20 protein-coding genes and 1 other RNA gene are annotated in these 26,278 nt (G+C 36.8%); 7 read left to right on the top strand and 14 right to left on the bottom strand.

Features of this window, described 5'->3' with window-relative positions; all coding sequences use genetic code 11:
- From G580_RS0104230 to G580_RS0104260, 7 genes are all read right to left on the bottom strand, one after another.
- The gene (locus G580_RS0104230) at nucleotides 1-435 is read right to left on the bottom strand and encodes a hypothetical protein (protein ID WP_028841171.1); all 435 of its coding nucleotides are present in this window, start codon (nucleotides 433-435) and stop codon (nucleotides 1-3) included.
- On the bottom strand, nucleotides 432-1,745 hold the full coding sequence (locus G580_RS0104235) for a hypothetical protein (RefSeq protein ID WP_028841172.1): 1,314 nt from the start codon (nucleotides 1,743-1,745) through the stop codon (nucleotides 432-434). Before G580_RS0104235 ends, G580_RS0104230 begins: the two co-directional genes overlap by 4 nt.
- Entirely contained in the window at nucleotides 1,742-2,632 is an 891-nt protein-coding gene (locus G580_RS09945; protein WP_051173077.1) for an ExeA family protein, read from the bottom strand. The genes G580_RS0104235 and G580_RS09945 overlap by 4 nt, the downstream gene beginning before the upstream one ends.
- Nucleotides 2,633-2,813: 181 nt before the next feature.
- Nucleotides 2,814-4,013, bottom strand: coding sequence for a type II secretion system F family protein (locus tag G580_RS0104245; RefSeq protein ID WP_028841173.1), 1,200 nt, complete (start codon nucleotides 4,011-4,013; stop codon nucleotides 2,814-2,816).
- The gene (locus G580_RS0104250) at nucleotides 4,013-5,653 is read right to left on the bottom strand and encodes a GspE/PulE family protein (protein WP_028841174.1); all 1,641 of its coding nucleotides are present in this window, start codon (nucleotides 5,651-5,653) and stop codon (nucleotides 4,013-4,015) included. The genes G580_RS0104245 and G580_RS0104250 overlap by 1 nt, the downstream gene beginning before the upstream one ends.
- A gap of 14 nt (nucleotides 5,654-5,667) precedes the next feature.
- Nucleotides 5,668-7,452 (bottom strand): prepilin-type N-terminal cleavage/methylation domain-containing protein, encoded by a 1,785-nt coding sequence (locus tag G580_RS0104255; protein ID WP_028841175.1) that lies wholly within the window; start codon nucleotides 7,450-7,452, stop codon nucleotides 5,668-5,670.
- Between the two features lie 48 nt (nucleotides 7,453-7,500).
- A complete protein-coding gene (locus G580_RS0104260; RefSeq protein WP_038041546.1) occupies nucleotides 7,501-8,115 on the bottom strand; it encodes a prepilin-type N-terminal cleavage/methylation domain-containing protein in 615 nt (204 codons plus the stop codon).
- A 295-nt stretch (nucleotides 8,116-8,410) separates the two neighbouring features.
- Between G580_RS0104260 and G580_RS0104265 the strand changes: the two genes are divergently transcribed.
- Both G580_RS0104265 and G580_RS0104270 read left to right on the top strand, forming a co-directional pair.
- Complete coding sequence (locus G580_RS0104265; protein WP_038041547.1) at nucleotides 8,411-9,454, top strand: hypothetical protein; 1,044 nt, start codon at nucleotides 8,411-8,413, stop codon at nucleotides 9,452-9,454.
- Complete coding sequence (locus tag G580_RS0104270; protein ID WP_028841178.1) at nucleotides 9,451-12,123, top strand: cytochrome ubiquinol oxidase subunit I; 2,673 nt, start codon at nucleotides 9,451-9,453, stop codon at nucleotides 12,121-12,123. The genes G580_RS0104265 and G580_RS0104270 overlap by 4 nt, the downstream gene beginning before the upstream one ends.
- A gap of 4 nt (nucleotides 12,124-12,127) precedes the next feature.
- Here the strand turns inward: G580_RS0104270 and G580_RS0104275 are convergent, their stop codons facing one another.
- From G580_RS0104275 to G580_RS0104305, 7 genes are read right to left on the bottom strand one after another with little or no spacing between them, the layout of a single operon-like run.
- Nucleotides 12,128-13,927, bottom strand: coding sequence for a KUP/HAK/KT family potassium transporter (locus tag G580_RS0104275; RefSeq protein WP_028841179.1), 1,800 nt, complete (start codon nucleotides 13,925-13,927; stop codon nucleotides 12,128-12,130).
- Nucleotides 13,928-15,625, bottom strand: a complete 1,698-nt coding sequence (locus G580_RS0104280) for a proline--tRNA ligase (protein WP_028841180.1) — start codon at nucleotides 15,623-15,625, stop codon at nucleotides 13,928-13,930.
- Nucleotides 15,626-15,639: 14 nt separating this feature from the next.
- Nucleotides 15,640-16,131, bottom strand: coding sequence for a metallophosphoesterase (locus tag G580_RS0104285; RefSeq protein ID WP_028841181.1), 492 nt, complete (start codon nucleotides 16,129-16,131; stop codon nucleotides 15,640-15,642).
- Nucleotide 16,132: 1 nt separating this feature from the next.
- Complete coding sequence (locus tag G580_RS0104290) at nucleotides 16,133-17,599, bottom strand: menaquinone biosynthesis decarboxylase (RefSeq protein WP_028841182.1); 1,467 nt, start codon at nucleotides 17,597-17,599, stop codon at nucleotides 16,133-16,135.
- A 1-nt stretch (nucleotide 17,600) separates the two neighbouring features.
- The gene (gene purF / locus G580_RS0104295; RefSeq protein WP_028841183.1) at nucleotides 17,601-18,977 is read right to left on the bottom strand and encodes an amidophosphoribosyltransferase; all 1,377 of its coding nucleotides are present in this window, start codon (nucleotides 18,975-18,977) and stop codon (nucleotides 17,601-17,603) included.
- Nucleotides 18,978-18,995: 18 nt separating this feature from the next.
- Nucleotides 18,996-20,318, bottom strand: coding sequence for a TldD/PmbA family protein (locus G580_RS0104300; RefSeq protein ID WP_028841184.1), 1,323 nt, complete (start codon nucleotides 20,316-20,318; stop codon nucleotides 18,996-18,998).
- Between the two features lie 28 nt (nucleotides 20,319-20,346).
- Nucleotides 20,347-21,306 carry a carbohydrate kinase family protein gene (locus G580_RS0104305; protein ID WP_028841185.1) on the bottom strand — a complete coding sequence of 320 codons (960 nt, stop codon included), beginning with the start codon at nucleotides 21,304-21,306 and terminating at the stop codon, nucleotides 20,347-20,349.
- A gap of 135 nt (nucleotides 21,307-21,441) precedes the next feature.
- Here G580_RS0104305 and rnpB point away from each other — a divergent pair.
- From rnpB to G580_RS0104330, 5 genes are all read left to right on the top strand, one after another.
- An RNA gene (rnpB, locus tag G580_RS10985) (RNase P RNA component class A) lies at nucleotides 21,442-21,827 on the top strand.
- A 25-nt stretch (nucleotides 21,828-21,852) separates the two neighbouring features.
- Nucleotides 21,853-22,446: a ribosome biogenesis GTP-binding protein YihA/YsxC gene (yihA, locus tag G580_RS09950; RefSeq protein ID WP_038041548.1), complete on the top strand. Its 594-nt coding sequence runs from the start codon at nucleotides 21,853-21,855 to the stop codon at nucleotides 22,444-22,446.
- A 136-nt stretch (nucleotides 22,447-22,582) separates the two neighbouring features.
- Nucleotides 22,583-22,876: a DUF485 domain-containing protein gene (locus G580_RS0104320; RefSeq protein WP_028841186.1), complete on the top strand. Its 294-nt coding sequence runs from the start codon at nucleotides 22,583-22,585 to the stop codon at nucleotides 22,874-22,876.
- A gap of 17 nt (nucleotides 22,877-22,893) precedes the next feature.
- Nucleotides 22,894-24,438, top strand: coding sequence for a cation/acetate symporter ActP (gene actP / locus G580_RS0104325; protein WP_038041549.1), 1,545 nt, complete (start codon nucleotides 22,894-22,896; stop codon nucleotides 24,436-24,438).
- Between the two features lies 1 nt (nucleotide 24,439).
- Nucleotides 24,440-26,254, top strand: a complete 1,815-nt coding sequence (locus G580_RS0104330) for a putative nucleotidyltransferase substrate binding domain-containing protein (RefSeq protein WP_028841188.1) — start codon at nucleotides 24,440-24,442, stop codon at nucleotides 26,252-26,254.
- Nucleotides 26,255-26,278: the final 24 nt, after the last annotated feature.

Consider the following 26,278-nt stretch of genomic DNA (forward strand, 5'->3'; position numbering starts at 1 on the left):
TTAATCTAAAATGTATTTTATTTTTTCTCCAGTAATGTTCATTATATAAAAACAATCCTTCAAGGTGGCATTATCTTTTTTTTCACAAGAGGAAATAGTAGCTTCATTTATCCTAAACAAGCTTCCCTTCTCAGAGGATAAAGAAGAAAGAATAGAAAGTAAAGAATTAAGATTTTTTATCTCAATAGAGACAGATATAGGCATATTCTGGAGAGGAATAAACTTTTCTGGATTAACCTCAGTCATAAGAAAGTAAACTTGTTGAACTTGAGAGATTAAAATTTGTTTGTTTTGTATAAGGGTGTTATAATTTTTTTGATTATTTAATAACCTTCCCAATTGATAACTTAAAAACAGCAAAGAAAATAAGAAAAGCAGTAAGCTCACATACCACAAAATAATTTGTTTTTTATAGTTTTTTAACTGCTCTCTCATCTCTTTATAACCGCTTCTAATTTTAAAATGCCTTTATTTTCCTTTCCTGAAAAGTTAAAGCTACTTTTTTCTATTTCAAATTGTTTTTCAAAATGGGAAATCAAGTCTTCTGCCTTTTTTTGGGCAATCATCAAGTCTCCTTTTATTTCAACTTCTATTATAATTTTATTATTTCCTATTGTTACATTTTTTAAAATAAAGTCACTATCCCAAATTTGAGAAAGCCATAGTAAAAATTCATCCAGTCTTAAAGTAGTTCTTTTTTCTTTTTCTAACTCAAGATAGGTTTTGATTTTTGGAAGCGAAGTTTCTGGTATTCTATAACTAAGTTCGTTGATTATCTTTTTTACAGACAAAACTTCAGAATCGATATGTTTTTGTAACTCTAAATTATGTTTATAAAGGAATAGTCCTAATAAAAGGTTAATCCCTGTTAATCCCCAAAAAACAGGCATTAACCTTTCAACCCAGTTTATTTGAGTTAAAAATAGTTTTTCTGAAAAAGGCAAAAAGTTAAAAACAGGGTCTAATACTGTTGCTCCAAAAAATTCTGGATATTCCATGACTTCAACCGGAAGTTTGGAGTCAAAGTTGATCAAAGGTAAGTTACTTTCTCTTAAAATTTCCTCTAAGTTTATCTGTTCTATCCCTTTACCTAAAAAGGCTAAACCCTTTAAATCTTCTTGAAAAAACCTATATACATAATCTTTCACCATCAAAACGTTTTCTAAAATCGTTTGGGAAGAAATTCCAAGAAATTCATCTATTACTGTAAACCTTACATAAAGAAGAGCTTGTTTAGAAGCTACTATATACCAAATTCTGGTTTTATCAAAAATAACCAGTAATACAGGGAAACCCATCTTCTCTGAAAAAAGAATCCTTTGAAAACAACAGAAAATACAAAGAACTTTATGGGTAATTAATTCTATTTTTGCCTGAATATTTTTTAACTTTTCCAAATAATTATTAATATCCTTTTCTTCTATACCAAAAACAAAGACTTTTGAAGTAGTTTCTAAGGTTTCGACAACCTTATAGACTACCTTGGGAGTAGTTAAAAAAACCCCACTCTCTTTAACTCGATTCTCTGCTTGTACTTTAATAAACTCAGATACTTTACCTGGAATGTTTAAAAGGTCTGCCAAAAAAACCTGAGAATCCAACACCAAATAAACTCTTTGTTTTTTCAGTTGAATAAGATCTATTTCAGGAAAAAACTCGAAACATTTAGTTTTTTTACTAAAATAAAATCCTGTAAACAAATCTTCTTTTAAAGGTGTTACAATCCACATATTTTTTCTACTCATTTAGTCCTTATCCCAAAAAAAGTTCTTGTTTTTATAGGAAAAACTTCATCTGGGAAAGAGGCTCTGGCTATCTTAAGATGTTTTTTCTTGATTTTTTGAGACCTTTCTGCATAGGCTACCAGTAAAGTCCTATCCATAAGCTTATTTATAAGCCTTGGTATACCTTGTGTCATTTTATATAAAAGTTTTTCAAAACCCCTTTCAAAAATTATCACAGGATGTCCTGCCTTAGCTAAGCGAAATCTGATGTACTCTCCGGTTTCTTCTAAGTTAAAGGGTGTTAAATTTTCCCATATGGTAATCCTCTGTGATAGCTGATATAGCTTATCATTCCTTAGTTTGTCGGTTAATAAAGGCTGTCCAACCAAAAAAAACTGTATTAACTTGTTCTTTTCTGTCTCGAAATTACTTAAAAGTCTAAGTTCTTCAAGGGTTTCTATGGGAAGATTTTGGGCTTCGTCTATGATGATAATCAGAGTTTTACCCTGTTGTTGTAGTTCTTTCAGGGCTTTATATAATAAGTTTAACGTTGTTTCTTTAGAAAGAGAAAAATCCTCCTCAACACAAAGGTTTAGTGCTCGACAAAGGGCTGATATGATTTCTTGAGGCGAAAGAGTAGGAGTAAGGAGAAAAACTTTTTGGTAGTCTTCAGGTAAAAAATTTAAAAGAAGTTTAATGATTAAAGTTTTACCAAGACCTGGGGCTCCAGTAAGTACTATAAAACCCTCTTTTTTAAAAATCCCATATTTTAATATTTCTATAATTTTTATATGGTTAGACGAAGGGAAAAAGTAAGCTGGGTCAGGGGTAAGAGAAAAAGGAGGCTCTTTAAGCCCAAAAAAGGTTAAATAGTTAAAGATTTCTTCTTCCTTAGTTCCAAGGTTCATACTTACAATCTTCTATAAATATAGAATATTAACAAAAAACTCCCCAAAATTACACAAATTTGTCCTGTCCTAACTTGAAACAACACCTTTTCATAGCTTAAATTAGGGTCGATGCTCAAAATAAAAAAATACCCTAAGGCTATCAAGATAAGTGCTAATAATAAAAACAGTATCATATAACCTAAAGCTTCCCAAGTTGAGAAATAAGTTCATATATAGGGCCTATAAGTGCGATGATTATGATCAAAAAAACTATACCAGCTATACTGATAATAAGAGGCTCAAGAACCTTACTTATAGTTTGAATTAAGTTTTGTATTTGAGTAAAATAATAGTCTGCCAGTATTTTCATTTGTTCAGGAAGTCTTCCTGTTTTTTCACCCACATCAACTACTCTAATGTCAAAGGGATTAAAAATCTTTTCCTGTTTTAAAGCTTCACTTAAAGATATGCCAGCGGTTATTTTTTCCTTTATTCTTAAAATTGTTTGTTTCGTAAGCTGGGTCCTTAAAGAATTATACATTAAATCAAAACTTCTTAAAATATCTACCCCTGTTTCTAAAAGTAAAGAAAAATATTCAAAAAAGAAAGCCAGAAAACTGGATCTTTTTACAAATCCTACTATAGGAATCTTAAGCAACCATTTTTCTATAAATACTTGGGTTTTAGGGTTTCTATAAAGCCCTAATCCTAAAATGATTAATAATACAGGGATAGATAAAATCAAAAGATAGTACCTTTGGAACATTTCTACAACTTTTATCAGGATGATGGTAGTATAAGGTAGTTTAATCTGCATCTGTTTAAAAACATCTAAAATTTTAGGTAATACATATAGTAACCAGAAAAGAAAAGCTGAAGAAATAGAAAATAAGACAAATACAGGATACATCATAGCTCTTTTGGTCTGAGAAATGATTTCGTCTACCCTATAGAGATGTTTAGCTGCATCGTCTAAGGTTTTTCCAAGTCTTCCTGTCTCTTCTCCTATTTTAACCAAAAAATTTACTACAGGTGGAAAGATACGGGTTTTACTTATTGCTTCTGAAAGAGGAGTTCCTGTTAACATATCAGCTATGATTTGAGCTATTTTTCTTTTTAAAAGAGGATTAACCACCGTTTCTTGCAAATCTTTAAGAGCAGAAAGAACAGGCACACCAGCAGAGAGTAAAAAAGCTAAATTATGACAAAACTCAGCCAAATCTCTCCTTTTTATCCTTCTAAAAGCAAACTTTTCACTTAAAAAGGTTGTTCTATATTTTAAAAGGATAAGCCCTTCTTTAGAAAGATAATTAAAGAATTCTTCTAAATTTAAAGCTTCAACCTCTCCTTTTACCTTTAACCCCTCTTGGTTCAAAGCCTGATATTTATATACTGGCATTAACCAATCACCCTTCTTATTTCTTCAACCGTGGTTATTCCTTGTAAAACCTTGTTTTTGGCATCTTCCCGTAACGTCTTAATATTTTTTGCCTTCATAAGTTCTAAAAATTCTGGGAAAGTAGCCTCTTTAGAAAGAAGTTTAATAAAATCTTCGTCTATATACACGATTTCTGTTATCACCGTTCTTCCAAGATATCCTTTAAACCTACAGGCTTCACACCCTTTACCTTTATAATAGATACCGTCTTTAGGTAGCTCATAATAATCGAGTAGTTTAGGGTGTGGGAGATATTCTTCTTTACAGTAAGGACAGACTTTTCTAACTAATCTTTGCCCTAAAAGACCTACTAAGGTTGAGGCCAATAAATCTGAGGAGATGTTTAGGTCCCTCAAACGAAAAATCGTAGAAAGGGCATTGTTGGTATGTAAGGTAGAAAGGAAAAGATGACCTGTGAGAGCAGCCCTTACTGCCATCTGAGCAGTTTCTTCATCTCTTATCTCCCCTACCAAGATTACATCAGGGTCTTGTCTTAAAAAGTGTCTTATAGCTTTAGCAAAATTATAACCAATGTCCTCGTGTACCTGGGTCTGCCTTATTAAAGGCAACCCGTATTCTATGGGATCTTCTGCCGTAAGTACGTTTTTCTCAAGAAGATTAAGTGTCCTAAGGCAAGCAAACAAGGTAGTCGTCTTACCAGAACCTGTAGGACCTGTAACCAAAAACATCCCATAAGGAGAGGACATTATCCTCTTAATAAGTTCAACCTGATCCTCAGAAAATCCTAAATATGAAAGATGCTGGACATAGGCTCCTGAGGGTAAAAACCTTAAAACAAAATTTTCTCCAAAAGGAGTTCTTACACTCGAAATCCTTATATCAAAAGTTTCCCCTAAAAAAGAGAACTGCATTTTTCCATCTTGAGGAAGCCTTGATTCTGCAATATCCATCAGACCTTTTATTTTGATTACGTTTATTAACTTACCGTATACAGCCTTAGGAAAAACCACTAAAGGTTCAAGCACTCCATCTATCCTAACATAAACACGGACACTTTTTTCTGTAGGGCTGATATGTAGGTCTGTAGCCCTTTTCATTATACTTAAAATCAAAATTTTCTCTAAAAGTTCTTCCGCATTAAAATCTGCTTGAGGATTAACTTTTAATTTTTCAACTATAGTAGAAATCTGAGATTCAACCGGATTTTCTAAAAAATAATAAAATTTTTCTATAGCTTTATTAATCTGTGCAGAAGAAGCAACAACCGGAGAGATTTTTAATCCTGAAACTCTTGATGCTGCTTCGATTAATTGATAGTTAAAAGGGTCAGATATAGCCAATTCAAGAGCTCTGTCTGTGGTTATCCTTATCGGAAGAACCCCATATTTTCTTGCAAAAGAAGGTGAAATACTATTTAAAGCCTCTTTAGAAGGGTTAGTCTGAGATAAATCTACAAAAGGCAGTCGAGATTGCTTAGCAAGAACTATAGCAATTTCAAGGTCTGTTACCAGACCGGTTCTTACCAAAACCTCTCCTAATTTCTCTCCTGTAGCTTTTTGTTCAAGTAAAGCAAACTGTATGTACTCTTCAGTAATGTACCCTTCCTCTTTAAGAAGCTGCCCTATAGGCTTTCTTTCCATACCTTCCTGAACCCTTAATAAAATCCTATCCCAAAATTGCTAATTTCAACAGTTTGAGTGCTACCTCCGGTTGCCTGAGTAAACCCAAACTTGACCGAACTCATAGAAGAAGGTAATTGAAAACAATGATAAATTGTAGGGGTTGACGAGTAATCAAGGGTTAAATCATTACAATTAATGCAGTCAACCCATGCTTTGATAAGGGCATAGTTTTGAGGATTGGAACCACAGTTATTACAGTTTGGATTACACTTTGTGTGAATTTCTATCCTTACCGAATGTTTCACGCCATCCTCTAACCAGGTAGGATTGCTGGTATAACGACACCCTGGATCTTGATTATTACATAAAGGATTTGAGCCCATCGTAGTAGAACTACCGTGTGTCACACTGCCTCTTTTAACGATGGCAATATGATTATAAGTCCCTGGATCGTTCCTTCCTCCATTCGGATAGATATCAAATTCAACCGCCACAGAATCATAGGACAAACCATCAAAACCTAACCTCTCTCCAGTACCCCCACAGACATTTGTAGGCATACTCTCAGCAACCACAGCACAAGTAAAACCATCTGCGTAATTTCTTGAATCAGATGAGGTATCAGGGTTGAGAAACCTAAACTCAAAATAAGCCCTCATGGTTTTGCCATTGAGCTGATAAGAAGAGGGGAACCAAAAACAACCAAAAGTGTTGCCTTGGTTTCCTCCTAATTGTAAAACGTTACCAAATACATTAACTGCATTTTGATTGTTTTCCGTTTGTAAAAATTGATTGATGTTGTTATCAAAGGACACCATAGCTCCTTGAGGTCCTCCTGTAGAAGAAGAAGTTGACGGATTTATCGTAAGCACCAAGGTCTTTTGGGCGATGTTATCGTTCCCTCCGTTAGGGTCTTGGTTATCTCTTACAAAGATGGTTAAAGAAAAACTTCCCTGCTGTGAAGGGGATCCTGTTAAAGTTAAAACATCAGCTTGTCCCCAGGATGTTTCATCCAGACTCAAACAATCGTTTGAAGTAGCATTAGGATTTATGTTAATACCAGGTAATGTACCATTAACCTGAACACACCATCTATACTTCCCGTTTCCTACTAAAAAAGGAACACCTCCTTGGGCATAAACTGTAGCACTGTATTGAGAACCAACATACCCATAAGGAAGTTCGTTGTTCAAAATCTTAAGTTGGGCTCCTTGACAACCTATCTTTATTCTCATTTCTTCTAAAGTAATCCATTTGACTACATCGTCATACTCTTCTGGTCTTGCCAAATCGTATGGATAACCATCTATGTTAGGGGTTCCCTGAGTATAAACTATATAACATGTTTTACCTGAAGGACAAGAAGTAGCATTAGAACCAGTTTGGACATTATAATTTGGACCACCACTTACCACTATAAAAGCTACATTTTCAATCCGATTTGTACAGGTTGCATCTAAACATACTACCAAATTGGAAGTCCTTTTTCCACAAATTCCTTCTGATGGGTTGTTAGGATTACTGGTTAAATTTAGGTCAACAAAATAAACCAGTGGTTTATTCCACGGGTCATAAGGATTTCTTACTATCTGGGTAAACTCTGTAGAAAGAGGAAGTCTGTTTTCACGAGCAGCAAAACCTATCACAGATTCCACAGCTGCATTAACGATTTCTTTGGCTTCTGTAAGCTTAGCTCTTTTAGTAAGAACCCCAACTAAACTTGCACCTAAACCAATAAGAAATCCCAAGATTATCAACACGATAGCAATTTCTATAAGAGTAAAACCTTTTGTATTCTTTATCTCAAAGCTTTTCATGTTTTGAGTAGAGGATACTTAAGGTTTTCAGGTATCCTCTTAGATTATTTAAAAATTCATCCAAATATCTAAATATCCAGAAGAAGGATAGTCATTACCATTGCATGTAGCACCAGCATATCTTGCTATTGATCCAGTGGTACATTTACCGTCATCCATAGCTCTATCAATGGCTGCTGCTGCTTGAGCTTCTAAATTTCTAAGGGTAATCCATAAACCTGACTTTATTTGTCCACCAACAGTGTAAGTTCCGGTAAACATATCTATAGGTCCACCAAACACATGCTTTGGCACCATAGAGGTTGGATTATTATCCGTAGGATCACCAGAAATAATATTAGAATACTTTAAATGTCTCCATAGATTGCATGATTCTTCACCAGCAGTATCACAATAACCTCCCTCTACCCAACCATTGCCATTCCCATTCGGTGCACCTGTAAATTTGTTTGAAGCTGTAGGATCATCGCCTGGATAATATCCATACTTGTCATAATAGGTATAAAAAGCTGCGGTAAACTCTTTAAGTTGGCTTTGAATCCTTTTAATCTTAGCATTATATATTAACTCCTGTCCTTTAAATATGGCACCTAATATGATACCAATAATCACAAGCACAATCGCCAATTCAACCAACGTAAACCCTCGCACCTTACGCCTCATAGTATCACCTCCTGCAATTTTTAAAAATTTTTATTTCATTTTATTTATTGCTCAATACTTTGTCAAGACCTCGCGTTCGATCAAAAAAATTATCCCTGAAATTAAGAATAGTTAGATCAAAATTCTGTCCCTAAAGTTAAAATTCCCTTCCTAATAACCAATTTTTAAAGGATAGAGAGGGAAAAAATGGGTAGTATTTCATTAATTATAATCTAAATTTTAAAGAAAGACTTAAGGAAAGTTAGGGTATAAAAATAGCTTGACCTTTTTTAGAGGTTCTTCTAAAATTTTTTATATGGAAAACTTGGTTTTTTATCCTGAAAAACTTCCTTTTTATTCTTCATTCTTAATTTTCTTAGAGCATACCTTCTTTCTCCTCCATATCTTGCTTATCAATCTTATTTTAGGATGGTCGATGTTTTTTGCATACCAACAGTTAAAAGAAGACTTCCTTCCGGAAACTGCTCGTCTTTTTCTTAAGAAAAAACCGATTCTGTTTGCTTTAGCTATCAACATGGCCATCCCTGCCCTTCTTTTCCTTCAGGTAGTCTATGGACCTCTATTTTTTACAAGTTCTATCATACTTGCTACCTATTGGATGCTTATCATCCCTTCTGTTATCTTGGTCTACTATCTTTCTTACCTCATCTCTAAGAAAAGTTCTTCTCAAAAGCCTTTCAAACCTTTTATTTTTATTCAAGCTTTTATCCTTCTTTATATAGTCTTTATCTTAATAAGCAACCTTACACTTCTGGAAAACCCCGAAAAGTGGCACGTCTATTTTGCTAATAGAAAAGGCACCTATCTGCCCTTAGATATACCTTATCTATATTTTAAATATCTACATTTTTTGGTAGGGTCTTTGGCTGTAAGCGGTTTGAGCTTAGGGATTTTGGGACATTATAAAAACGATAAAATGTGCCTTATAAAAGGGCTAAACCTATTTTTTTACTTAACCCTGTTGCAAATAGGAGTAGGAATAGCCTTTCTATTATCTCTACCTTCAGAGATAAGAGGCTTATTTTTAGGCAATGACCCAAAAGTTGCTTTCTTTTTTTACTTAAGCATTGTTTGTGTTATCGGTTCTCTATATTTTAGCAAAAAGCATCACTTAAAACTAACTACATCGTTTTTTATACTTACCCTTATTTTTATGGTAGTAAACAGGTTTAACTTGAGAGCCCTTCAGTTGTCTTCTTATTATCAAACAGAACTGTTGCAAGTTTCTCCTCAAATGGATGTTTTCTTGGTGTTTTTACTGTTTTTGGGGTTAGGGATTGTTACGGTGTATTACTTTTTAAAAAATAGTTTCTCTAAGCAGGGAGAAAGAAAAGTATGAACTATCCTGTTTGGGAAACTTATTTTATAAATCCTGGGCTTTGGGTAGCAATTATTGCGGTTTTTCATGTTTTTATTTCTCACTTTGCCGTAGGAGGAGGAATCTTTCTCTGGTATACAGACAGACTTTCTGTGTTGACCAACGATCAAGACTTACGAGAATTTGTGCGTAAACATACCTGGTTTTTCCTTTTGATCACGATGGTTTTGGGCGGGGTTTCTGGAGTAGGTATTTGGTTTATCATAGGGATTGCAAGCCCTGAGGCTACCTCAATCCTTATAAATCAGTTTGTTTTCTTCTGGGCTATAGAATGGGTGTTTTTCTTTGTGGAAATAGTAGCTCTTTTGATATACCACTACAAGTTCGATGAATTGTCTGACAAACTGCGTCTTAGGGTAGCGCTGCTATACGCCATCTCTGCCTGGATGAGCTTATTTGTCATAAACGGTATTATTTGTTTTATGTTAACTCCTGGAAAATGGTTAGAAACCAGAAATCCTTGGCACGGTTTTTTTAATCCTTCAAGCTTTCCAAGTCTATTTTTTAGAACAGGTATCAGCCTTATGTTGGCTGGTATCTTTGGAATTTTTAGTACTCTATTTTTCTCTCCCAAGGAGAAAAGACCTTTTCTTTTAAAATATAACGTAAAATGGCTTTATGTAGCCTTTCCTTTTATATTCTTTTCAAGTATTTGGTACTTTCTAACCGTCCCAGAACTATCTAAATTGTTTAACTTTTTGTTTAACAGACAGGTTCTGATGGCTAAAAAAGTTCTTTATGTTTCCTCTGCGTTGATTTATCTAATTTCTCTTGCTTTTTTAGTAAAAGTCAATCCTGGGTTACAAAGGTTATTAGCCTTTCTCCTTCTTTTTATAGGGTTGCTATGGTTAGGTAGTTTTGAACATATAAGGGAGTATGCACGAAGACCTTATGTAATATATGGTTATCTTTATTCTTTTGGGATAAGGGTTGAGGAGGAAAAGAAACTTAACAGCGAAGGTTTTTTAAAACATGCAAGATGGGCTATGGTTAAAGAAGTTACAGAAGACAATAAAATTTTGGCGGGGAGAGAAATTTTCAACCTACAATGTCTATCCTGCCACACCATAAAAGGGCTAAGAAACGATGTGGTTGAAAAAGCCCGGGGTTTTACCTACTTTGGAATGGTTTCCCAGTTATATGGACAAGGAAAAGTTCTTGGTTATATGCCTAAATTTATAGGTACAGAAAAAGAGAGAGAAGCTCTTGCTGCATTTATTGTTAAAGAACTTTTAAGAAAACCTGAAAATCCCCCTGAACTTAAACCTGTTATCAGAGAACTTAAAACTCAACCTTTTACCTTTGACCCACAAAAAGACCAGTATGTTATCTTTGTTTTTAGTCCTCTGGGTATGAAATGTGTTACCGATGCAGACAGATGGTTTAGTTTCTTATATCCTGGAAGCACTTTTGAAGCTTTGGTTATTAAGAGAGGGCCTAAACCTGAAATGCTTGACAACACAAAAGTTCAATTAGTTTACAAAGTTGAACCTGGTTTTGAAACACCCTCTAAACATGTCCTTTTCTGGGATTATGCTACAGAATTTTTTAACCAAACCATTCCTAAGGATTTAGGGTTAACTGGCAAAGGGCTTAACGGCACTTTTGATTGGGATGAAAAAAGAAAAATTTTTATAGCTAAGGGGATCCCTGTTTTACCTTATAAAAACGACGGAACATACAACCCTTATCCTGTTTTTGAGATAGAAGCTGTAGATAAAGTTTCAGGCAAAGTTTTACAGCGCACCAAAGCCGTTTCTCCTGTAGCGACTGAGTTCCGTTGCTATGTGTGTCATGAAGGAGGCCCAAGATGGAATGGTGTAGCCGGTATCTCTGATCAAACAGCCATTAACATACTTAAAGCCCATGATAAAAACCATCAAACCAACTTCTATAAATCTGCTCTTCAAGGGAAACCTGTTTTCTGTCAAAAATGTCATGCCGATTTTATCGTAGGGAGTGAGGGAATAAAGGGTCATAATAGTTTTTCAGCAGCCATGCATGGATGGCATGCAAACTATATGCCCTATAAAGATGAAAAAGCCTGTTATTTATGTCATCCTGATCATCCCAAAGGAAATACCAAATGTTACAGAGATATTCATAAAAAATTAGGGTTAGAGTGTGTTGATTGTCATGGAAATATAGATCTTCATGCCACATCTCTTCTCAAGAAAACGAACACAAAAACCTCCAAATTTTTGCTTGCACATCTCAACCCCCCAATACCTAAAGACCAGATAACACCAAGAAAGCCCTGGGTTCAGCAACCTGACTGTCTTAACTGCCATAAAGGCTTTCAAAAACCAGCTCAAGAGGCTAAGGGTTATAATAACTGGACTGAAGATGTCTCAGGCCTTTTCCGAGTAAGAAAGGATAACACACAAAAACTACCTTGTCTTGTCTGTCATGGCTCTCCCCATGCATTATATCCAGCTTTTAACCCCTATGGTATGGGTAGAGATAACCTGCAACCTTTACAGTACCAGAAAAACATCTTACCTATAGGTGCAAACTTAAAATGTGAAGTATGTCATGTAAAAAAGATGAAGATACCTTTTCATCATCCCAACCTTATAAGAACCTTTAGAAATACCAACCTTTTACCTTCTAAAAAAGCCTTAGAATAAAGACTTACAGCTCTATTCTCGTTAATACTCCGTGAAGTTTGGCAGGAGGAAGGTTGAGAAATTTAACAAAATGGGGGCTAATTTGTTTTATAAAGGCATAAATTTTCCACAGAGGATGTTGAGTCTCGATATCCTCGAGGCCATAAAAGATAACCCGTTCGTTTATACCCTGTTCTTTTAAGATATCTTCAACCTTAAGCCTTTCCATATAACCGTAAGCAATCTCAAAAAACTTAGCTCCAGGGCAGATTTCTTCTAAAAAACTGGTGGTAATACCATAAGGCTCGTTTTTTCTTATTAGGGAAACAAAGATGTTTTCTTCATAGAGAATCCCATGAACAAAGATGTTTTCGATAACGTAGGGGGGAAAATGTTCAGGGTCACGGATAAAGTAAAGTGCCTTGCCTTGGATTTTAGGATTTTCTTTATAAAATTTAGCAAAATTAGTCACAAATTCTTTCTGATTGAAAAACCTCAGGCTTTTATATAGTCTTTTTTGTCCTTGGGTATAAAGAAGTATTATGGAAAAAGGAATTACAGCAAGTACCAGAGCCCAAAATCCTCCGTGAGGAAGCTTAAAAAGGGTTGAAGTAAAGTATAAAAAGGTGGTAGAAGTGGTTAAGACTGCAAGGAATAAAAAAGGATATCGTTTTTTTAGATAAAAAATCGTGATGAGAAAAATCCCTGTAATGGTCATATTTCCTGTAACTGCAAGACCGTAAGCTGCTGCCAAATTGGTAGAGGTTTGAAACTCAAACATGATAAAAACCACGGCTAAGAAAAGAAACCAATTGATCGTTCCTATGTAAATCTGAGAATGTAGCTCAGGAGAAGTATACTTTACTCTCATTAAAGGCAAATATCTGGCAGACATCGCCTGATAAACCACACTAAACATACAGCTGATCATAGCTTGAGAGGCGATCACCGTTGCCATCAACGCTAAACACAAAAAAGGCACATAAGCTGGGGCAAAGGTATTTAAACACATCTCAAAAAGAATGCTTTTCGACTCCGGATGTCTTAAAAGAAAAGCCCCTTGGCCAAAATAGTTCACCACCAGGGCTGTTAGAACTAAATACCAAGCTCTTTTTATGGGTTTTGCCCCAAGATGCCCCATGTCAGCATACATAGCTTCACTACCTGTAGCACAAAGGATAACCTCTCCTAAGATCAGGTAGGCCTTCCACCCGTTTTGTTTGAAAAACTCTAAGGCATACCAAGGGTTTATCGCTAAGATAACTTCAGGACTCAAAAACAAGTTTAAAAACCCAAGGATAAAAAGATTTAAAAACCAAAGGCTCATGATAGGGCCAAAAGCCCCTGAAACCTTTTCTGTCCCTCTTTTCTGAAAATAAAACAAACCTAAAGCAATTAACACACTGAGTAAAACTACCTCTGTTTTTTCTAAAGGTCTTAACCCAGGGATATAAGAAATTCCTTCTACAGCACTCATTATACTTATGGCAGGGGTGATAACCCCATCTCCCATAAGAAAGGAAATACCTATAAAAGACAAAAAAACCACCGAGCCTAAAAATCTCTTACGACCTCTTAATAAAGTACGCAAAATCTCAGAAAGAATTAAAGTGCCTCCTTCTCCTCGCAAACTAAGACTCATAGCTAAGACGGTGTATTGAATGGTAGGGATGATAATCAAAGTCCAAAAGATCAAGGATAATACGCCTAAAACATTTTCTTTCGTGGGTGGCAGAAAAAGGAAAATAACAGGTAAGGTATAGATAGGACTTGTTCCTATGTCTCCAAAAACAAGCCCTATAGCCTTAACAATTTTTTGGCTCATCTAAGCTCCCTTTTTCGCAAACCCTTGGACGTAGTTTTCTATTTCCTCAGGCTTAAGATATACCCTTTCTCCTGTCTTCCTTTGCTTGATTTCTACCTCTCCTTTTTCTTCAAAAGCCTTACCTAAGATGATTTGCAGAGGCACCCCTATGAGATCAAGGTCGTTAAACTTTACCCCTGGGCGTTCATCTCTGTCATCAAGCAAAACATCCCACTTTTGACTTAAACCCTGGTATAAACTTTCTGCCTTTTCTTTAAAACTATCTTTTAAAGGTATAATTCCTATTTGAACAGGTGCTATTTGCCAGGGGAAAATGATACCTTTTTCGTCATGGTTCTGTTCTATGGTTGCCGCAAGCACCCTGCTAACCCCTATACCATAACACCCCATGATAAAAGGTTTCATCTGGCCGTCTTTATCAAGAAACATGGCTTTCATAGGAAGGCTGTATTTAGTGCCAAGCTTAAAAATATGTCCTACTTCAATCCCTTTCAAAAAACTTAATGGCTTTCTACAACGAGGGCAAAGGTCTCCTTCCGTTGCTTTTCTGACATCAGCTATTATGTCTGGAGTAAAGGTTTCTCCAAGGTTAGCGTTAATATAGTGATATTCGTCTTCGTTAGCACCTATAACAAAGTTAGGATATCCAACTAAACTTTTATCGGCAATTATCTTTATCTTTAACCCTTTAGGGCCGATAAAACCTGGGTTGGCTCCTGCTATCTTTCTTATTTCTTCATCCTTTGCCATCCTAAAGGGTTTACCACCTAAAATCTTCTCAAGTTTTACTTCGTTTACCTCATGGTCTCCTCTTATACAAACTGCTACAGCCTCGTTTTCTTCTACGATATAGATTAAGGTTTTGGTAATTTTAGCCACAGGTAAACCTAAGAAATCTGCTACCTCCTTAGCTGTCCTTACCCCTGGGGTATAAACCCTCTCTAAAGGCTTAGGTGATTCTTGAGGGTAGGTTTCTAAAGTTTCGGCAGGGGTTAACTCTATGTTTGAAGCATAACCACAGGCTTCACAAAAGGCTATGGTATCTTCTCCAGTTTCTGCAAGTACCATAAACTCATGAGAAACATCCCCTCCTATAGCTCCGGTATGAGCCTCTACAGCCTTAAACTTAAGACCACAGTTTTCAAAGATACGATGATAGGTTTCGTACATTTTCTGATAACTTTTTTCTAAACCTTCTTCGTTAGCATCAAAACTGTAGGCATCTTTCATGATAAACTCTCGTGCCCTCATGATACCAAACCTGGGGCGTATTTCATCTCTAAACTTAACCGCGATCTGATAAAGGATTAAAGGTAGGTCCTTATAAGACTTCACATCCCTTCTCACGATATCGGTTACTACCTCTTCATGGGTAGGCCCAAGACAAAAATCATGGTCCTTTCTGTCTTTTATCCTTAAAAGTTCCTTGCCATAAAGCTCCCATCTACCTGTTTCTTGCCAAAGTTCAGCAGGCTGGACCAAAGGCATAAGTATTTCAAGAGCACCTGCCTTATTCATTTCCTCTCTCACTATTTGTTCTATCTTCTTTAAGGCCTTAAAACCTAAAGGTAAAAAGTTATAAATTCCAGAGGCTAACTTTCTTATCATTCCGGCCCTTAAAAGCAACTTATGACTAACAGTTTCAGCCTCTGAAGGGTCTTCGCGAAGGGTAGGCATAAAATATCGGCTTAATCTCATGGTTTACGCCCTCCTTACAGAAGGTCTATTTTTTCCCAGGTCTTAGAAGTTAAATCAAGGACTACCATCGTAGGAATTCCCTCTTTTCCCAAAACCTCTCCTGGGTTAACTACCAAGGCCCTTCCTATCTCTTTTACTTCAAACTTATGGGTATGACCACAAAAAACATAATCAAACTCATGACTTTTTGCTAAAACATAGGCAAGTTTAGGATAATGCACCATCGCTATATTAAAACCCTTTATCTCTAAAAACACTTGTTCTCCGTGAAAATTGATCCACGGATATTTTTTTAGATGTTCATACATCAAGGCTATATCACCTCTGTTATTCCCAACGATAAAATGCACCTCTTTCTGAAAAGAACCCAACAGAGGTATCATAAAAGGAGAAATCAGGTCTCCACAGTGGAAAAGGATTTCACAGCCTTTTTGTTGAGCAACCTTTATAGCCTTTTCTGTGTTAAAAATGTTATCATGGGTATCACTGATAACCCCGACCAACATCTTACTTTATCCTCCTCATCTGTTCCTCGATTTTTTTCCAAACTTTTTCAACCTTGGTTTTGATTTCATCAGACATAACCGCCTCTTCTGGCCATTCCCTTAAATATCCCTCTTCTCTCCATTTTCTGGTAGCATCGATACACATCTTCGAACCATAGGCTGGATAAGGACTTGCATGATCAAGGGCATCAACAGGTCCTTTAACTACCATGACATCCCTTTCTGGGTCTACGTTGCCTGACATGTAAAACAGCACCTCACTTATGTTCTGAACGTTTACTTCTTTGTCAACCACCACGATTATTTTGGTAAACATCATCTGCCCAAGGCCCCATAAGGCTGAGGCTACTTTAAAGGCATGACCCGGATATCTTTTATCTATAGACACAAAGGCTAAGTTATGAAAAACCCCCTCCCAAGGAAGATGAATATCTATTATTTCGGGAAGGATCTTTTTTAGCAGAGGTAAAAACAACCTTTCTGTAGCTTTACCAAGAAAGCAATCCTCTTGAGGAGGTTTACCTACGATGGTAGCCGGATAGATAGCATCTTTTCTTAAGGTAATACAGGTCACTCTAAACACTGGATAGTAGTCTGGAGGGGTATAGTAACCGGTGTGATCCCCAAAAGGTCCTTCAAGTCTTCTTTCAAAAGGTTCTACATATCCTTCAAGGACGATCTGACTTTCTGCAGGCACCTCAAGAGGCACAGTCAAACATTTTACCAGTTCAACCGGGGACCTTCTTAAAAATCCTGCTAACAAAAACTCGTCTATGTCTTCAGGTAAAGGAGCTGTGGCCGCATAGATAATTGCAGGATCGGGGCCTATAGCTACGGCTACCGGCAACTTTTCTCCTTTTCTTTCTGCTTTTCTATAGTGCTTAGCCCCGGTCTTATGTATTTGCCAGTGCATACCGGTTTCATTCTTACTAAACACCTGCATCCGGTACATACCTACGTTATAAGTTCCGGTTTCAGGATCCTTGGTGATCACACAAGGAAGTGTTATAAAAGGACCTCCGTCCTTAGGCCAACATTTTAGAATAGGAAGTTTATAAAAATTTACCTCATCTCCTTCCCAAACTATCTCCTGACAGGGAGCTTTTTCAACCCTTTTAGGAAAAAGATTGGAGGCACGTAAAAGCTTCGGGACAAGCTTTAATTTCTCAAAAAAAGACCCAGGTTTTGTTACCTCTATAAACTCGGCAACCTCTTTTCCAAGCTCATCAAGATCCTTTACCCTCAGGGCTAAACATATCCTTTTATAACTTCCCATAAGGTTGGTAACCACAGGGATTTTATAGCCCTTTACTTTTTCGAACAAAAGGGCTGGGCCAAATTTTTTACAAACCCTGTCGGTAATCTCTGTTATCTCAAGCTCAGGAGAAACCTCTTCTTTAACCTTTATCAACTCCTTTTCCTGTTCCAGCACCTGTAAAAACTCTTGTAAACTTTTAAAACTTGCCATTTTATACCTCTGCGATGTCTTTTTTAAAACTAAAATCAACCTCTATCGGATACTCTCCGGTAAAACAGGCTAAGCACAGCTTGTTTCTTAGATCACCTAAAGCATCAACCAACCCTTCTATGCTAAGGTAATAAAGGGTATCTATGTCTAAGAACTTTCTTATCTCTTCCACACTATGTTTAGCTGCGATAAGCTCTGACCTCGAAGGAAAATCTATCCCAAAAAAGCAGGGAAACCTTATCGGAGGGCAAGAAAGCAAAAAATGGACCTTTTTAGGTCCAAGCTCCTTTATTCCTCTAAACCGGTTTTTACTGGTTGTTCCTCTTACTAATGAATCGTCTACTATAATAATTTCTCTATTTTTGATAAGTTCCTTTACCGGGTTTAATTTCATCTTTACAGAAAGATCCCTAAGACGCTGCGAAGGTTGTATAAAAGTCCTTCCTATGTAATGATTCCTTATCATTCCAAACTCAAGAGGGATACCACTTGCCTGTGAATATCCGATGGCTGCATAAGTACCTGAATCAGGAAAGGGCATCACAAAATCTGCCTCTAAAGGACATTCTTTATAAAGATTTTTACCTAACTGTTTTCTTACAGGATATACAGTTTTGCCAAAGATATGGCTATCAGGCCTGGCAAAATAGATAAACTCAAAAACACAGTGGCTCTTGGGAAACTTTTCTTTTTTAAAGGGAAAATAAGACTTGGGCCCTTCTTGAGTTATGACCAAAATCTCCCCTGGAGCTACCTCTCTTAAATACTGAGCCCCGATAAGATCAAACGCGCAGGTCTCAGAGGCTATTACATAACCTCCGTTAATCATCCCTAAACTAAGAGGCCGAAAACCCCAGGGATCTCTGAAGGCAACTAAAGTGTCATCATAAAGAAGAAGAATAGAATAAGCCCCCTTTATCTTTCTCATCGTCTCAGAAATAGCCTCTACCAGTCCTTTTTTAAGGTTTCTCACGATTAAATGAATAATAACTTCACTATCCATCGTAGTTTGAAAGATATGTCCTTCTTCCTCGAGGGAACACCTGATCTGATAGGCATTAACCAAATTTCCGTTGTGAGCAATAGCTATCTTTTTTTTAGCAAAACTAATACAAAAAGGCTGAGCGTTTTGAACAATACTGGAACCTGTAGTGGAATACCTTACGTGACCAATAGCTATTTTACCTTTAAGTCTTCTTAACACCTCTTCGTTAAAAACTTCACTTACCAACCCTAAGGCCTTCCACTCTCTTACGGTTTCTCCATCATAAACCGCAATCCCAGCACTTTCTTGACCTCTGTGTTGAAGCGAATAAAGCCCAAAATATGTATAGTTAGCAGCTTCCTCTACACCAAAAATCCCAAAAAGTCCACACATCTTTGTTCACCTCTCTTATTACTCTACTATACCTCCGACAGTCAACTCAGGGATTCTTAAGGTAGGTTGCCCGTCTGAAACAGGAACCCCTTGGCCGTCTTTTCCACAAACCCCAGGCTCAAAATGCAAATCCTCTCCTACCATGTCTATGATTTCTAATACCTTGGGACCATTTCCTACTAAAGTAGCACCTTTAACAGGATAGGCTATCTCTCCTTTATCTATGTAATAACCTTCTCTTACTTCAAACACAAAATCTCCTGTTAAAGGGTTAACCTCTCCTCCGCCCATCTTTTTTACTAAAATCCCTTTTTCTATGCTTTTAAGGATGTCTTCAGACTTATGAGGACCTTTGGCTATATAGGTATTGGCCATGCGAGGTATAGGGATGCACCTATAATCTTGTCTTCTTCCATGTCCATTAGGTGTTTTCTGGTATTTAAATGCAGTTAACCTGTCATAAAGATAGGTTTTAAGCCTTCCGTTCTCTATCAAAACTACCGGTTGAGTGTAGATACCTTCGTCATCCACCTGATAAGAACCATAAAGACCTTCTATCGTTGGGTCGTCAACCACCGTAATCAAAGGACTGGCTACTTTTTCCCCAATCTTACCTGAATAAACCGAAAGCCCCTCTTCTCCATGGTCTGCCTCAAGACCATGTCCTACAGCCTCATGTATCATCGTTCCTCCTGCCTGACCTGCTAAGACTACAGGCATAACCCCTGCAGGAGCCTTCTTAGCTGAAAGCATAGTTACAGCCAACCTTGAGGCTCGTTCAGGAAGAACTAAAAACTCTTCTAAATCCTTTACCTGTTCAAAGTTCATCTTTCTCCCTACGACCTCATAACCTCTCTCAAGCCTGCCATCCTTTTCTGCAACTACTATCACTCCCAACTTGGTATATTCCCTTTTCTCAGAGGAAAAATTTCCTTCAGAAGTAAAAATCCATACCTCTTTTATGACCTCGCTATAAAAAAGACGATAGTGTTTTATCTCTTTTGTAGACCAAACCTTATTTTTTAATTCTTCTAAATATTCAAGCCTGGTGGTTAGTTTTTTAGAAACCTCTTCCTCACAAGGTCTTTTTGTCTGTAAAATCAACTCTCTTAAACCTTCCTCAAAAAATCCATTAGAAAAATAGAGTTTGTTAATAAACTCTGGGGTGATTTTTCTTATGGCTGAACCTTCTTCTACACCCCAATTGACCTCGTCTATTCTGTCTGGCTCAACCACTATTTTAAGCGTTTCAACCCTTTCTAAATAAAGATCTCCATAAAAAACATCCTTAAACCATCCTTGGGCAAAACTTTTTAAGTGCTTTAAATCAGCCTCTAACATCTCAATACCTTCTTAATTTTTATCTCTGTTATTTTAACAAACTTACATAATTTTGAAACTCCTTTTTGTTCAAGCAACCTTTCCTTCCGTAATCCCTTAGGCTTATCCCTGCGGTATAAATCCCAAGGCTTAAAGCTTTCTCGTCAGGCAATCCTAAGGCTATACCTGCCATTACTCCAGCGTTAAAATAATCACCTGCCCCGGTATTATCTACTAGCCTTTCTACCTTTAGACTTGAGGCTGTGATAAACCTATCCTTACTCACCAAGGTTGCGCCCTTTTTGCCTTGTTTTAGAAATATCTTTTCTATACCTAACTCTAAAAGGTCATAAGGAGTTTTGTTTAACACGCTAAGTTCTTCTTCTGTGATAAAAAGATGTTTAGTCTTTTTTAACCAAGGCAAAAGGAAATCCCATCCCAAAGCGGTGTATATTCTACCTGGGTCAAAACAAAAAGGAGTAACCTTGCTAAGAAGATTCAGTTGAAAATTCTTTCCTTCTTCGGAGGCAAGGGAAGAAAAGTGGTAAACCCCTGCAGGCAAGACCTTGGTTGATAAAAGAGAAGGGAGATATTTTTCTGCATCCCCTGGACTTACGATGATAAACCTGTCATGAGATGGGCTTAAGATTATCAAAGCTAAACTGGTAGTTCCTTTTTTTATGATATACTCAGAAACAAGATTTACCGAAGAAAATTCCTCTAAAATCTTTGTGCCAAAGGGGTCTTCTCCCACCGCCCCTAAAAAACTACACCTAAAATCCCAAAGACTAAGGGCATAAAGGGTATTAGCTGAAGAACCACCTCCCCCTTCAAACAAAAAGTTGCTTTTTTTCTCTAAAAAATTAAGTACCTCTAAAAACTCCTTTCTTTTTAAGGCTATTTCGCCCCCTGGGATAGCTTGTATGTTTTTTTCTTTTAAAATATTAAGGTCTTCTACCTCAAAAAAAATATCCCAATTAAGCGCCCCACAACCTACAAAATCAAACATTAAGCCTCCTTATGAAACAGTTTTATAGGTAATTTTAACGTAGAGTTTATTTTTTGGATAGGCTCAAATTTTGAAAAGAAGGTCAGTTCTGGTTGAAAAATTTAAAAAACAACCTATGTTTTAAAACCAGAGGGCAGGGTTTAAGAGGTGATTGCTCCAAGGGATTAGCCCTTGGGGAGGAAAGTCCGGGCTCCACAGGGGAGGACGCCGGGTAACACCCGGAGGGAGTAATCCCTGGAAAGGGCCACAGAAAACAGACCGCCAGCGGCCAGAGAGGACTTTTCCTTTCTGGTGCGGGCATGGGTGAAAAGGTGGGGTAAGAGCCCACCGCACCGGGTGGTAACACCTGGTGGCACGGCAACCCCCGTCCGGAGCAAGGCCAAACAGAGCCATGGGTGCCCCGCCTGCTAAGGCTCAGGTAGGCCGCTTAAGAAGAGGAGTAATCCTCTTCTCAGAGAAATAATCACCGCCTGGGTAATTTTTACCCAGGTAACAGAACCCGGCTTACTTAAACCCTGCCCTCATAATCTTAAAACAAGAGTAACCATGTTTAAGCATGTAGATTTTGTAAAAAGTGTTTTCAAGTTAGAAGAACTCCCTCCTCCAGAATTTCCTGAAATTGCCTTTTTAGGAAGGTCAAACGTAGGTAAATCCTCTTTAATCAATGCCTTTTTAAACCGTAAAAAGGTAGCCAAAGTCTCTTCTACCCCTGGATTTACCAAAGCCTTAAACTTTTTTAGAATAGATTTTAAGTTTTATTTAGTAGACCTCCCTGGGTACGGGTTTGCTAAGGTCCCTGTTGAGGTACAAAAACACTGGAAATACCTGATAGAAGGATATCTAAAAGCAGTGAGAGACTTTAGGAATCTTGTCCTTATTTTTGACATAAGACGTAATCCCGATGAGGCAGACATCCAGCTGGTTGAGTTTGTGAAACACCTTAAAAAACCTCACTGTATAATCCTAAACAAGATCGATACCTTATCCCTTAGAGAAGTAGAACGTCAAGCCTCTGTTTATCAAAAAACATTCAAACCTAATCCAGAAACTCCTCTTTTCCTAATCTCTTGTAAAGAATCTAAGGGGATACCCCAGTTAAGATCTCATCTCTTGTCTTGTTTGGGCTTTAAAAATAATTGAGGAATTTTTCCTCAAAGTTTTTACTATTTTTGGTGTTTTTCCATCTAATAATTGATAATTCTATATTCTTTGTTTTGGCATAACTATTGCTATTTATTTTATCAGAAAATAAATCTCAAAAAGGAGGTGTTTAAATATGAAAGAGGTGTTAAGTTCTCCTAAGTTTCAAACGTTAATTTCTCAAAAAAACAAGGTAGCTTTTGGTCTTACTTTTATCCAGATGTTAATCTATTATGGTTTTATCTACTTTTTAGCTTTTAAAAAAGACTTTTTAGCCATTAAGATTACCGGATCAATACCTTTAGGAATTCCTCTTGGAATTTCAGTAATAATTTTTTCCTGGCTATTAACCGGGGTTTATACCCTTTGGGCAAACAGCGTCTATGATAGGTTGGTTGAAGAGATTAAAAGAAAAATAGAAAAACATTAAAATAAGGGGGATGTAAGATGGAAATGCAGACAACCTTAGGGCAACCTAACGTGGTTTCTATTTTGTTTTTCTTTTTATTTACTTTAACTACTCTTTATATTACCTACTTAGCTGCGAAACGGACTAAGACAGCTTCTGAGTACTATGCAGCAGGAAGAAGTATCACTGGATTTCAAAACGGACTTGCGTTGGCTGGAGATTACATGAGTGCAGCCTCTTTCCTTGGGATTGCTGGGTTGGTAGCGTTAAAAGGTTATGATGGTTTGATTTATTCCATCGGATTTTTGGTAGGCTGGCCGATAGTGATGTTTCTTATAGCTGAGCAATTAAGAAACCTTGGTAAGTATACCTTTGCAGATGTAGTAGCTTACAGGCTTAAACAAAAGCCTATAAGGATTGCCTCTTCTTTTGGGTCTTTGGCTACCGTTCTTCTTTACCTTATTGCTCAGATGGTAGGAGCTGGTTCTCTTATAAAACTTTTGTTTGGATTACCCTATGATTTGGCGGTTGTTTTAGTAGGGACTATAATGATTATTTATGTTCTTTTTGGTGGAATGATTGCTACTACTTGGGTTCAGATTATCAAGGCTTGTCTTTTGCTTGGTGGAGCTACTTTGCTTGCCATTCTCACGTTGGTTAAGTTTGGTTTTAGCTTTAATGAATTGTTTGGTTTTATCAATGAAAAGTATGGAGAAAAAAGGCTTCTTCCAGGAGGCCTTGTAGCCAATCCATGGGATGCTATTTCTCTTGGTATAGCCCTTATGTTTGGAACAGCAGGGCTCCCTCACATACTTATGAGATTTTATACCGTTCCTGACGCTAAAGAAGCCAGAAAGTCGGTTTTTTATGCTACAGGATTTATCGGATATTTTTACATTCTTACATTTATTATAGGTTTTGGTGCAGCTGCCATAGTAGGAGAAAACTTGATTAAAAGTATAGAAAAAGGCGGAAATATGGCAGCTCCTCTTTTGGCAGAGGCTGTGGGAGGAACGATATTTTTAGGATTTATCGCTGCGGTAGCCTTTGCTACCATTCTTGCGGTGGTTGCAGGACTTACTTTAGCAGGAGCAGGAGCCCTTTCTCATGACTTATACACCAACGTAATAAAAAAAGGAAGAGCCACAGAAGAAGAACAGGTAAAAGTGGCAAGGTTAGCTACCCTTATCTTAGGAATCCTTGCGATTTTTCTTGGTATAGCTTTTAAGGGACAAAACGTGGCTTTTATGGTAGGACTTGCCTTTGCTATAGCTGCCAGTGCTAACTTTCCTTCTCTAATTCTTTCTATCTTCTGGAAAAAAATTTCTACTTCAGGTGTAGTAGCAGGCATCTTGACAGGGGTTACCCTTTCTGTGGTTCTTATCATCTTGAGCCCCACTGTTTGGGTAGACATTTTTAAAAACCCTGCTCCCATCTTTCCTTGGAAAAATCCTGCTCTTATTTCTATGCCAGCAAGTTTTATCATGGCTATCTTAGTATCTCTTTTGACACCAGAAAAAGAAGCTCAAGAAAAGTTTGAAGAGGAAAAGGTTAGAACCTATCTGGGTGTGGGGATAGAATAGCATGCTTGATGCAGAAAGGTTTATAAGGGAGGTACCCCCTTTTAGGGGGCTCCCCTCATCTGTTATAGCTACTTTAGTAGAAAAAATAAAGGTAAAAGTCTATCCTAAAAACGAGGTTATCTACCGGAAAAAAGACCTCTCTGAATATTTATATATTGTAAGGAAAGGATATGTAGTCTTAGAAAAAGAAGGTACTATCTTAGACCAACTTCAAGAAGGAGAAACCTTTGGTTATTTACCCTTAATAACTGATCAGGAACTTGACCATTCAGCCCGTGCGGTAGAAGATACCGTAGTATTTTTAATTAAAAAAGAGGATTTTTTAAACCTTTTTCAAAACTATTCAGTAGTCCAAAGTTTTTATACCCAAAAACTGGCTCAAAAACTGGCAGAAGCTTTAAACCAGAAAAAAGACCAGTGGGGAACTTTTAGCTCTGTACCTCTCTCAAAATTGAACCTAAACCCCCCTGTCATCGTAGAGGGAGAAAACTCCGTAGAAAAGGTCATTCAGGAGATGGTAGAAAAAAATGTCACCGCTTGTTTAGTTAAATTAGAAAAGGGATATGGGATTATAACTGAGCGAGACGTTATAAAAAAACTTCTATATCAGGGGTTGGATAAAAAAGAAACTAAAGCCCAAAATATAGCTTCTTTCCCTTTGGTGTATTTAGAAAAAGAAGCCCCCTTATCTCAAGCTATGCTTCTTATGACACAACACCGTATAAGAAAAATAGTGGTGGTTGATGAAGGAATACCTGTGGGTATTTTAGAGGATACAGACATCATCTCCCTTGGCAGCAAAAACCTTATTACCATAACTAAAGAAATAGAAAGAACCAACTCTTTAGAAGAACTAAAAAAAATTTATTACCACTGTTTTTATTCTGCCATAGATTTTGCCATAAAAGAAAAAGACCCAGAGTTGATAGGAAGATATCTTTCTGAAATAAGGGATGGGATCATCAAAAAGGTATTTCTTCTAACCCTATCTGAAAGAAACCTTTCTCTTCTACCAAGCCTAATGGTTATCGGAGCCCATGGGAGAAGAGAAGCCAGTTTTAAAACAAAACTAAAAATTTTTCTAATTAAAAACAGCTCAGAAGAAGCTTTTGAGGTTGTTTTGTTATTGGCCAAAAATCTGAAGTTTTTAGGGGTTGAAATAGAAGAGGAATATCTTACCCAACCTTACTGGGTAAAAACCTTACACGAATGGGAAAAAACTTTTTCTCATTGGATAGCCTATCCTGACCTAAAAGATATAGGTAAAAAAGCTAATTTCTTTGACCTTCGTTTCATAGGTGTCCAACCTGAAGAGGCAGACCTTTTTTACCAAAATATTTTACAGAAGATTAAAAAAACCGACCGTATTTTACCATATTTAGCCTTGGACGCAGTTAAACTCAAACCACCTTTAGGTTTGTTTAAAGAACTCCTGGTAGAAAAATCTGGTCCTTTTAAAGGTAAATTAAACCTGTTTAAATCAGGGGTTTTACCTTTGGTTTGTCTGGTAAGGGTACTTAGTTTAGAACAGGGAATTAAAAACATGAACACGTTTAAACGGATTTCTTGTTTAGAATCCTCAGGAAGTATTAAACCTGAAACAGCTAAAGACCTGAAGGAGGCCTATAAATTTCTTACCACCTTACGTTTTAAAATTCAGATAGATAATTTTAACCGAGAACAAGAACCTCACGATTATTTAGACCCATCTGAGTTAGAAAAAGGAGACCTAAACCTTTTAAAAGAAGTCTTTAAATTCATAGAAAATTTGCAAAAAATGATTTTTGAAAAATACCGTCTAAGCTATTTAAGATAAACGAGGATCTTAAGAAGGTGTGGA

It is taken from the genome of Thermodesulfobacterium hveragerdense DSM 12571 (genome assembly GCF_000423845.1).
In the GTDB taxonomy this organism is placed as follows: domain Bacteria; phylum Desulfobacterota; class Thermodesulfobacteria; order Thermodesulfobacteriales; family Thermodesulfobacteriaceae; genus Thermodesulfobacterium; species Thermodesulfobacterium hveragerdense.

Excerpts from the sequence above, each read along its gene's own strand:
- G580_RS0104230 (WP_028841171.1), bottom strand. The coding sequence starts at position 435 with ATGAGAGAGCAGTTAAAAAACTATAAAAAACAAATTATTTTGTGGTAT.
- G580_RS0104235 (WP_028841172.1), bottom strand. The coding sequence starts at position 1,745 with ATGAGTAGAAAAAATATGTGGATTGTAACACCTTTAAAAGAAGATTTG.
- G580_RS09945 (WP_051173077.1), bottom strand. The coding sequence starts at position 2,632 with ATGAACCTTGGAACTAAGGAAGAAGAAATCTTTAACTATTTAACCTTT.
- G580_RS0104245 (WP_028841173.1), bottom strand. The coding sequence starts at position 4,013 with ATGCCAGTATATAAATATCAGGCTTTGAACCAAGAGGGGTTAAAGGTA.
- G580_RS0104250 (WP_028841174.1), bottom strand. The coding sequence starts at position 5,653 with ATGGAAAGAAAGCCTATAGGGCAGCTTCTTAAAGAGGAAGGGTACATT.
- G580_RS0104255 (WP_028841175.1), bottom strand. The coding sequence starts at position 7,452 with ATGAAAAGCTTTGAGATAAAGAATACAAAAGGTTTTACTCTTATAGAA.
- G580_RS0104260 (WP_038041546.1), bottom strand. The coding sequence starts at position 8,115 with ATGAGGCGTAAGGTGCGAGGGTTTACGTTGGTTGAATTGGCGATTGTG.
- G580_RS0104265 (WP_038041547.1), top strand. The coding sequence starts at position 8,411 with ATGGAAAACTTGGTTTTTTATCCTGAAAAACTTCCTTTTTATTCTTCA.
- G580_RS0104270 (WP_028841178.1), top strand. The coding sequence starts at position 9,451 with ATGAACTATCCTGTTTGGGAAACTTATTTTATAAATCCTGGGCTTTGG.
- G580_RS0104275 (WP_028841179.1), bottom strand. The coding sequence starts at position 13,927 with ATGAGCCAAAAAATTGTTAAGGCTATAGGGCTTGTTTTTGGAGACATA.
- G580_RS0104280 (WP_028841180.1), bottom strand. The coding sequence starts at position 15,625 with ATGAGATTAAGCCGATATTTTATGCCTACCCTTCGCGAAGACCCTTCA.
- G580_RS0104285 (WP_028841181.1), bottom strand. The coding sequence starts at position 16,131 with ATGTTGGTCGGGGTTATCAGTGATACCCATGATAACATTTTTAACACA.
- G580_RS0104290 (WP_028841182.1), bottom strand. The coding sequence starts at position 17,599 with ATGGCAAGTTTTAAAAGTTTACAAGAGTTTTTACAGGTGCTGGAACAG.
- purF (WP_028841183.1), bottom strand. The coding sequence starts at position 18,977 with ATGTGTGGACTTTTTGGGATTTTTGGTGTAGAGGAAGCTGCTAACTAT.
- G580_RS0104300 (WP_028841184.1), bottom strand. The coding sequence starts at position 20,318 with ATGTTAGAGGCTGATTTAAAGCACTTAAAAAGTTTTGCCCAAGGATGG.
- G580_RS0104305 (WP_028841185.1), bottom strand. The coding sequence starts at position 21,306 with ATGTTTGATTTTGTAGGTTGTGGGGCGCTTAATTGGGATATTTTTTTT.
- yihA (WP_038041548.1), top strand. The coding sequence starts at position 21,853 with ATGTTTAAGCATGTAGATTTTGTAAAAAGTGTTTTCAAGTTAGAAGAA.
- G580_RS0104320 (WP_028841186.1), top strand. The coding sequence starts at position 22,583 with ATGAAAGAGGTGTTAAGTTCTCCTAAGTTTCAAACGTTAATTTCTCAA.
- actP (WP_038041549.1), top strand. The coding sequence starts at position 22,894 with ATGGAAATGCAGACAACCTTAGGGCAACCTAACGTGGTTTCTATTTTG.
- G580_RS0104330 (WP_028841188.1), top strand. The coding sequence starts at position 24,440 with ATGCTTGATGCAGAAAGGTTTATAAGGGAGGTACCCCCTTTTAGGGGG.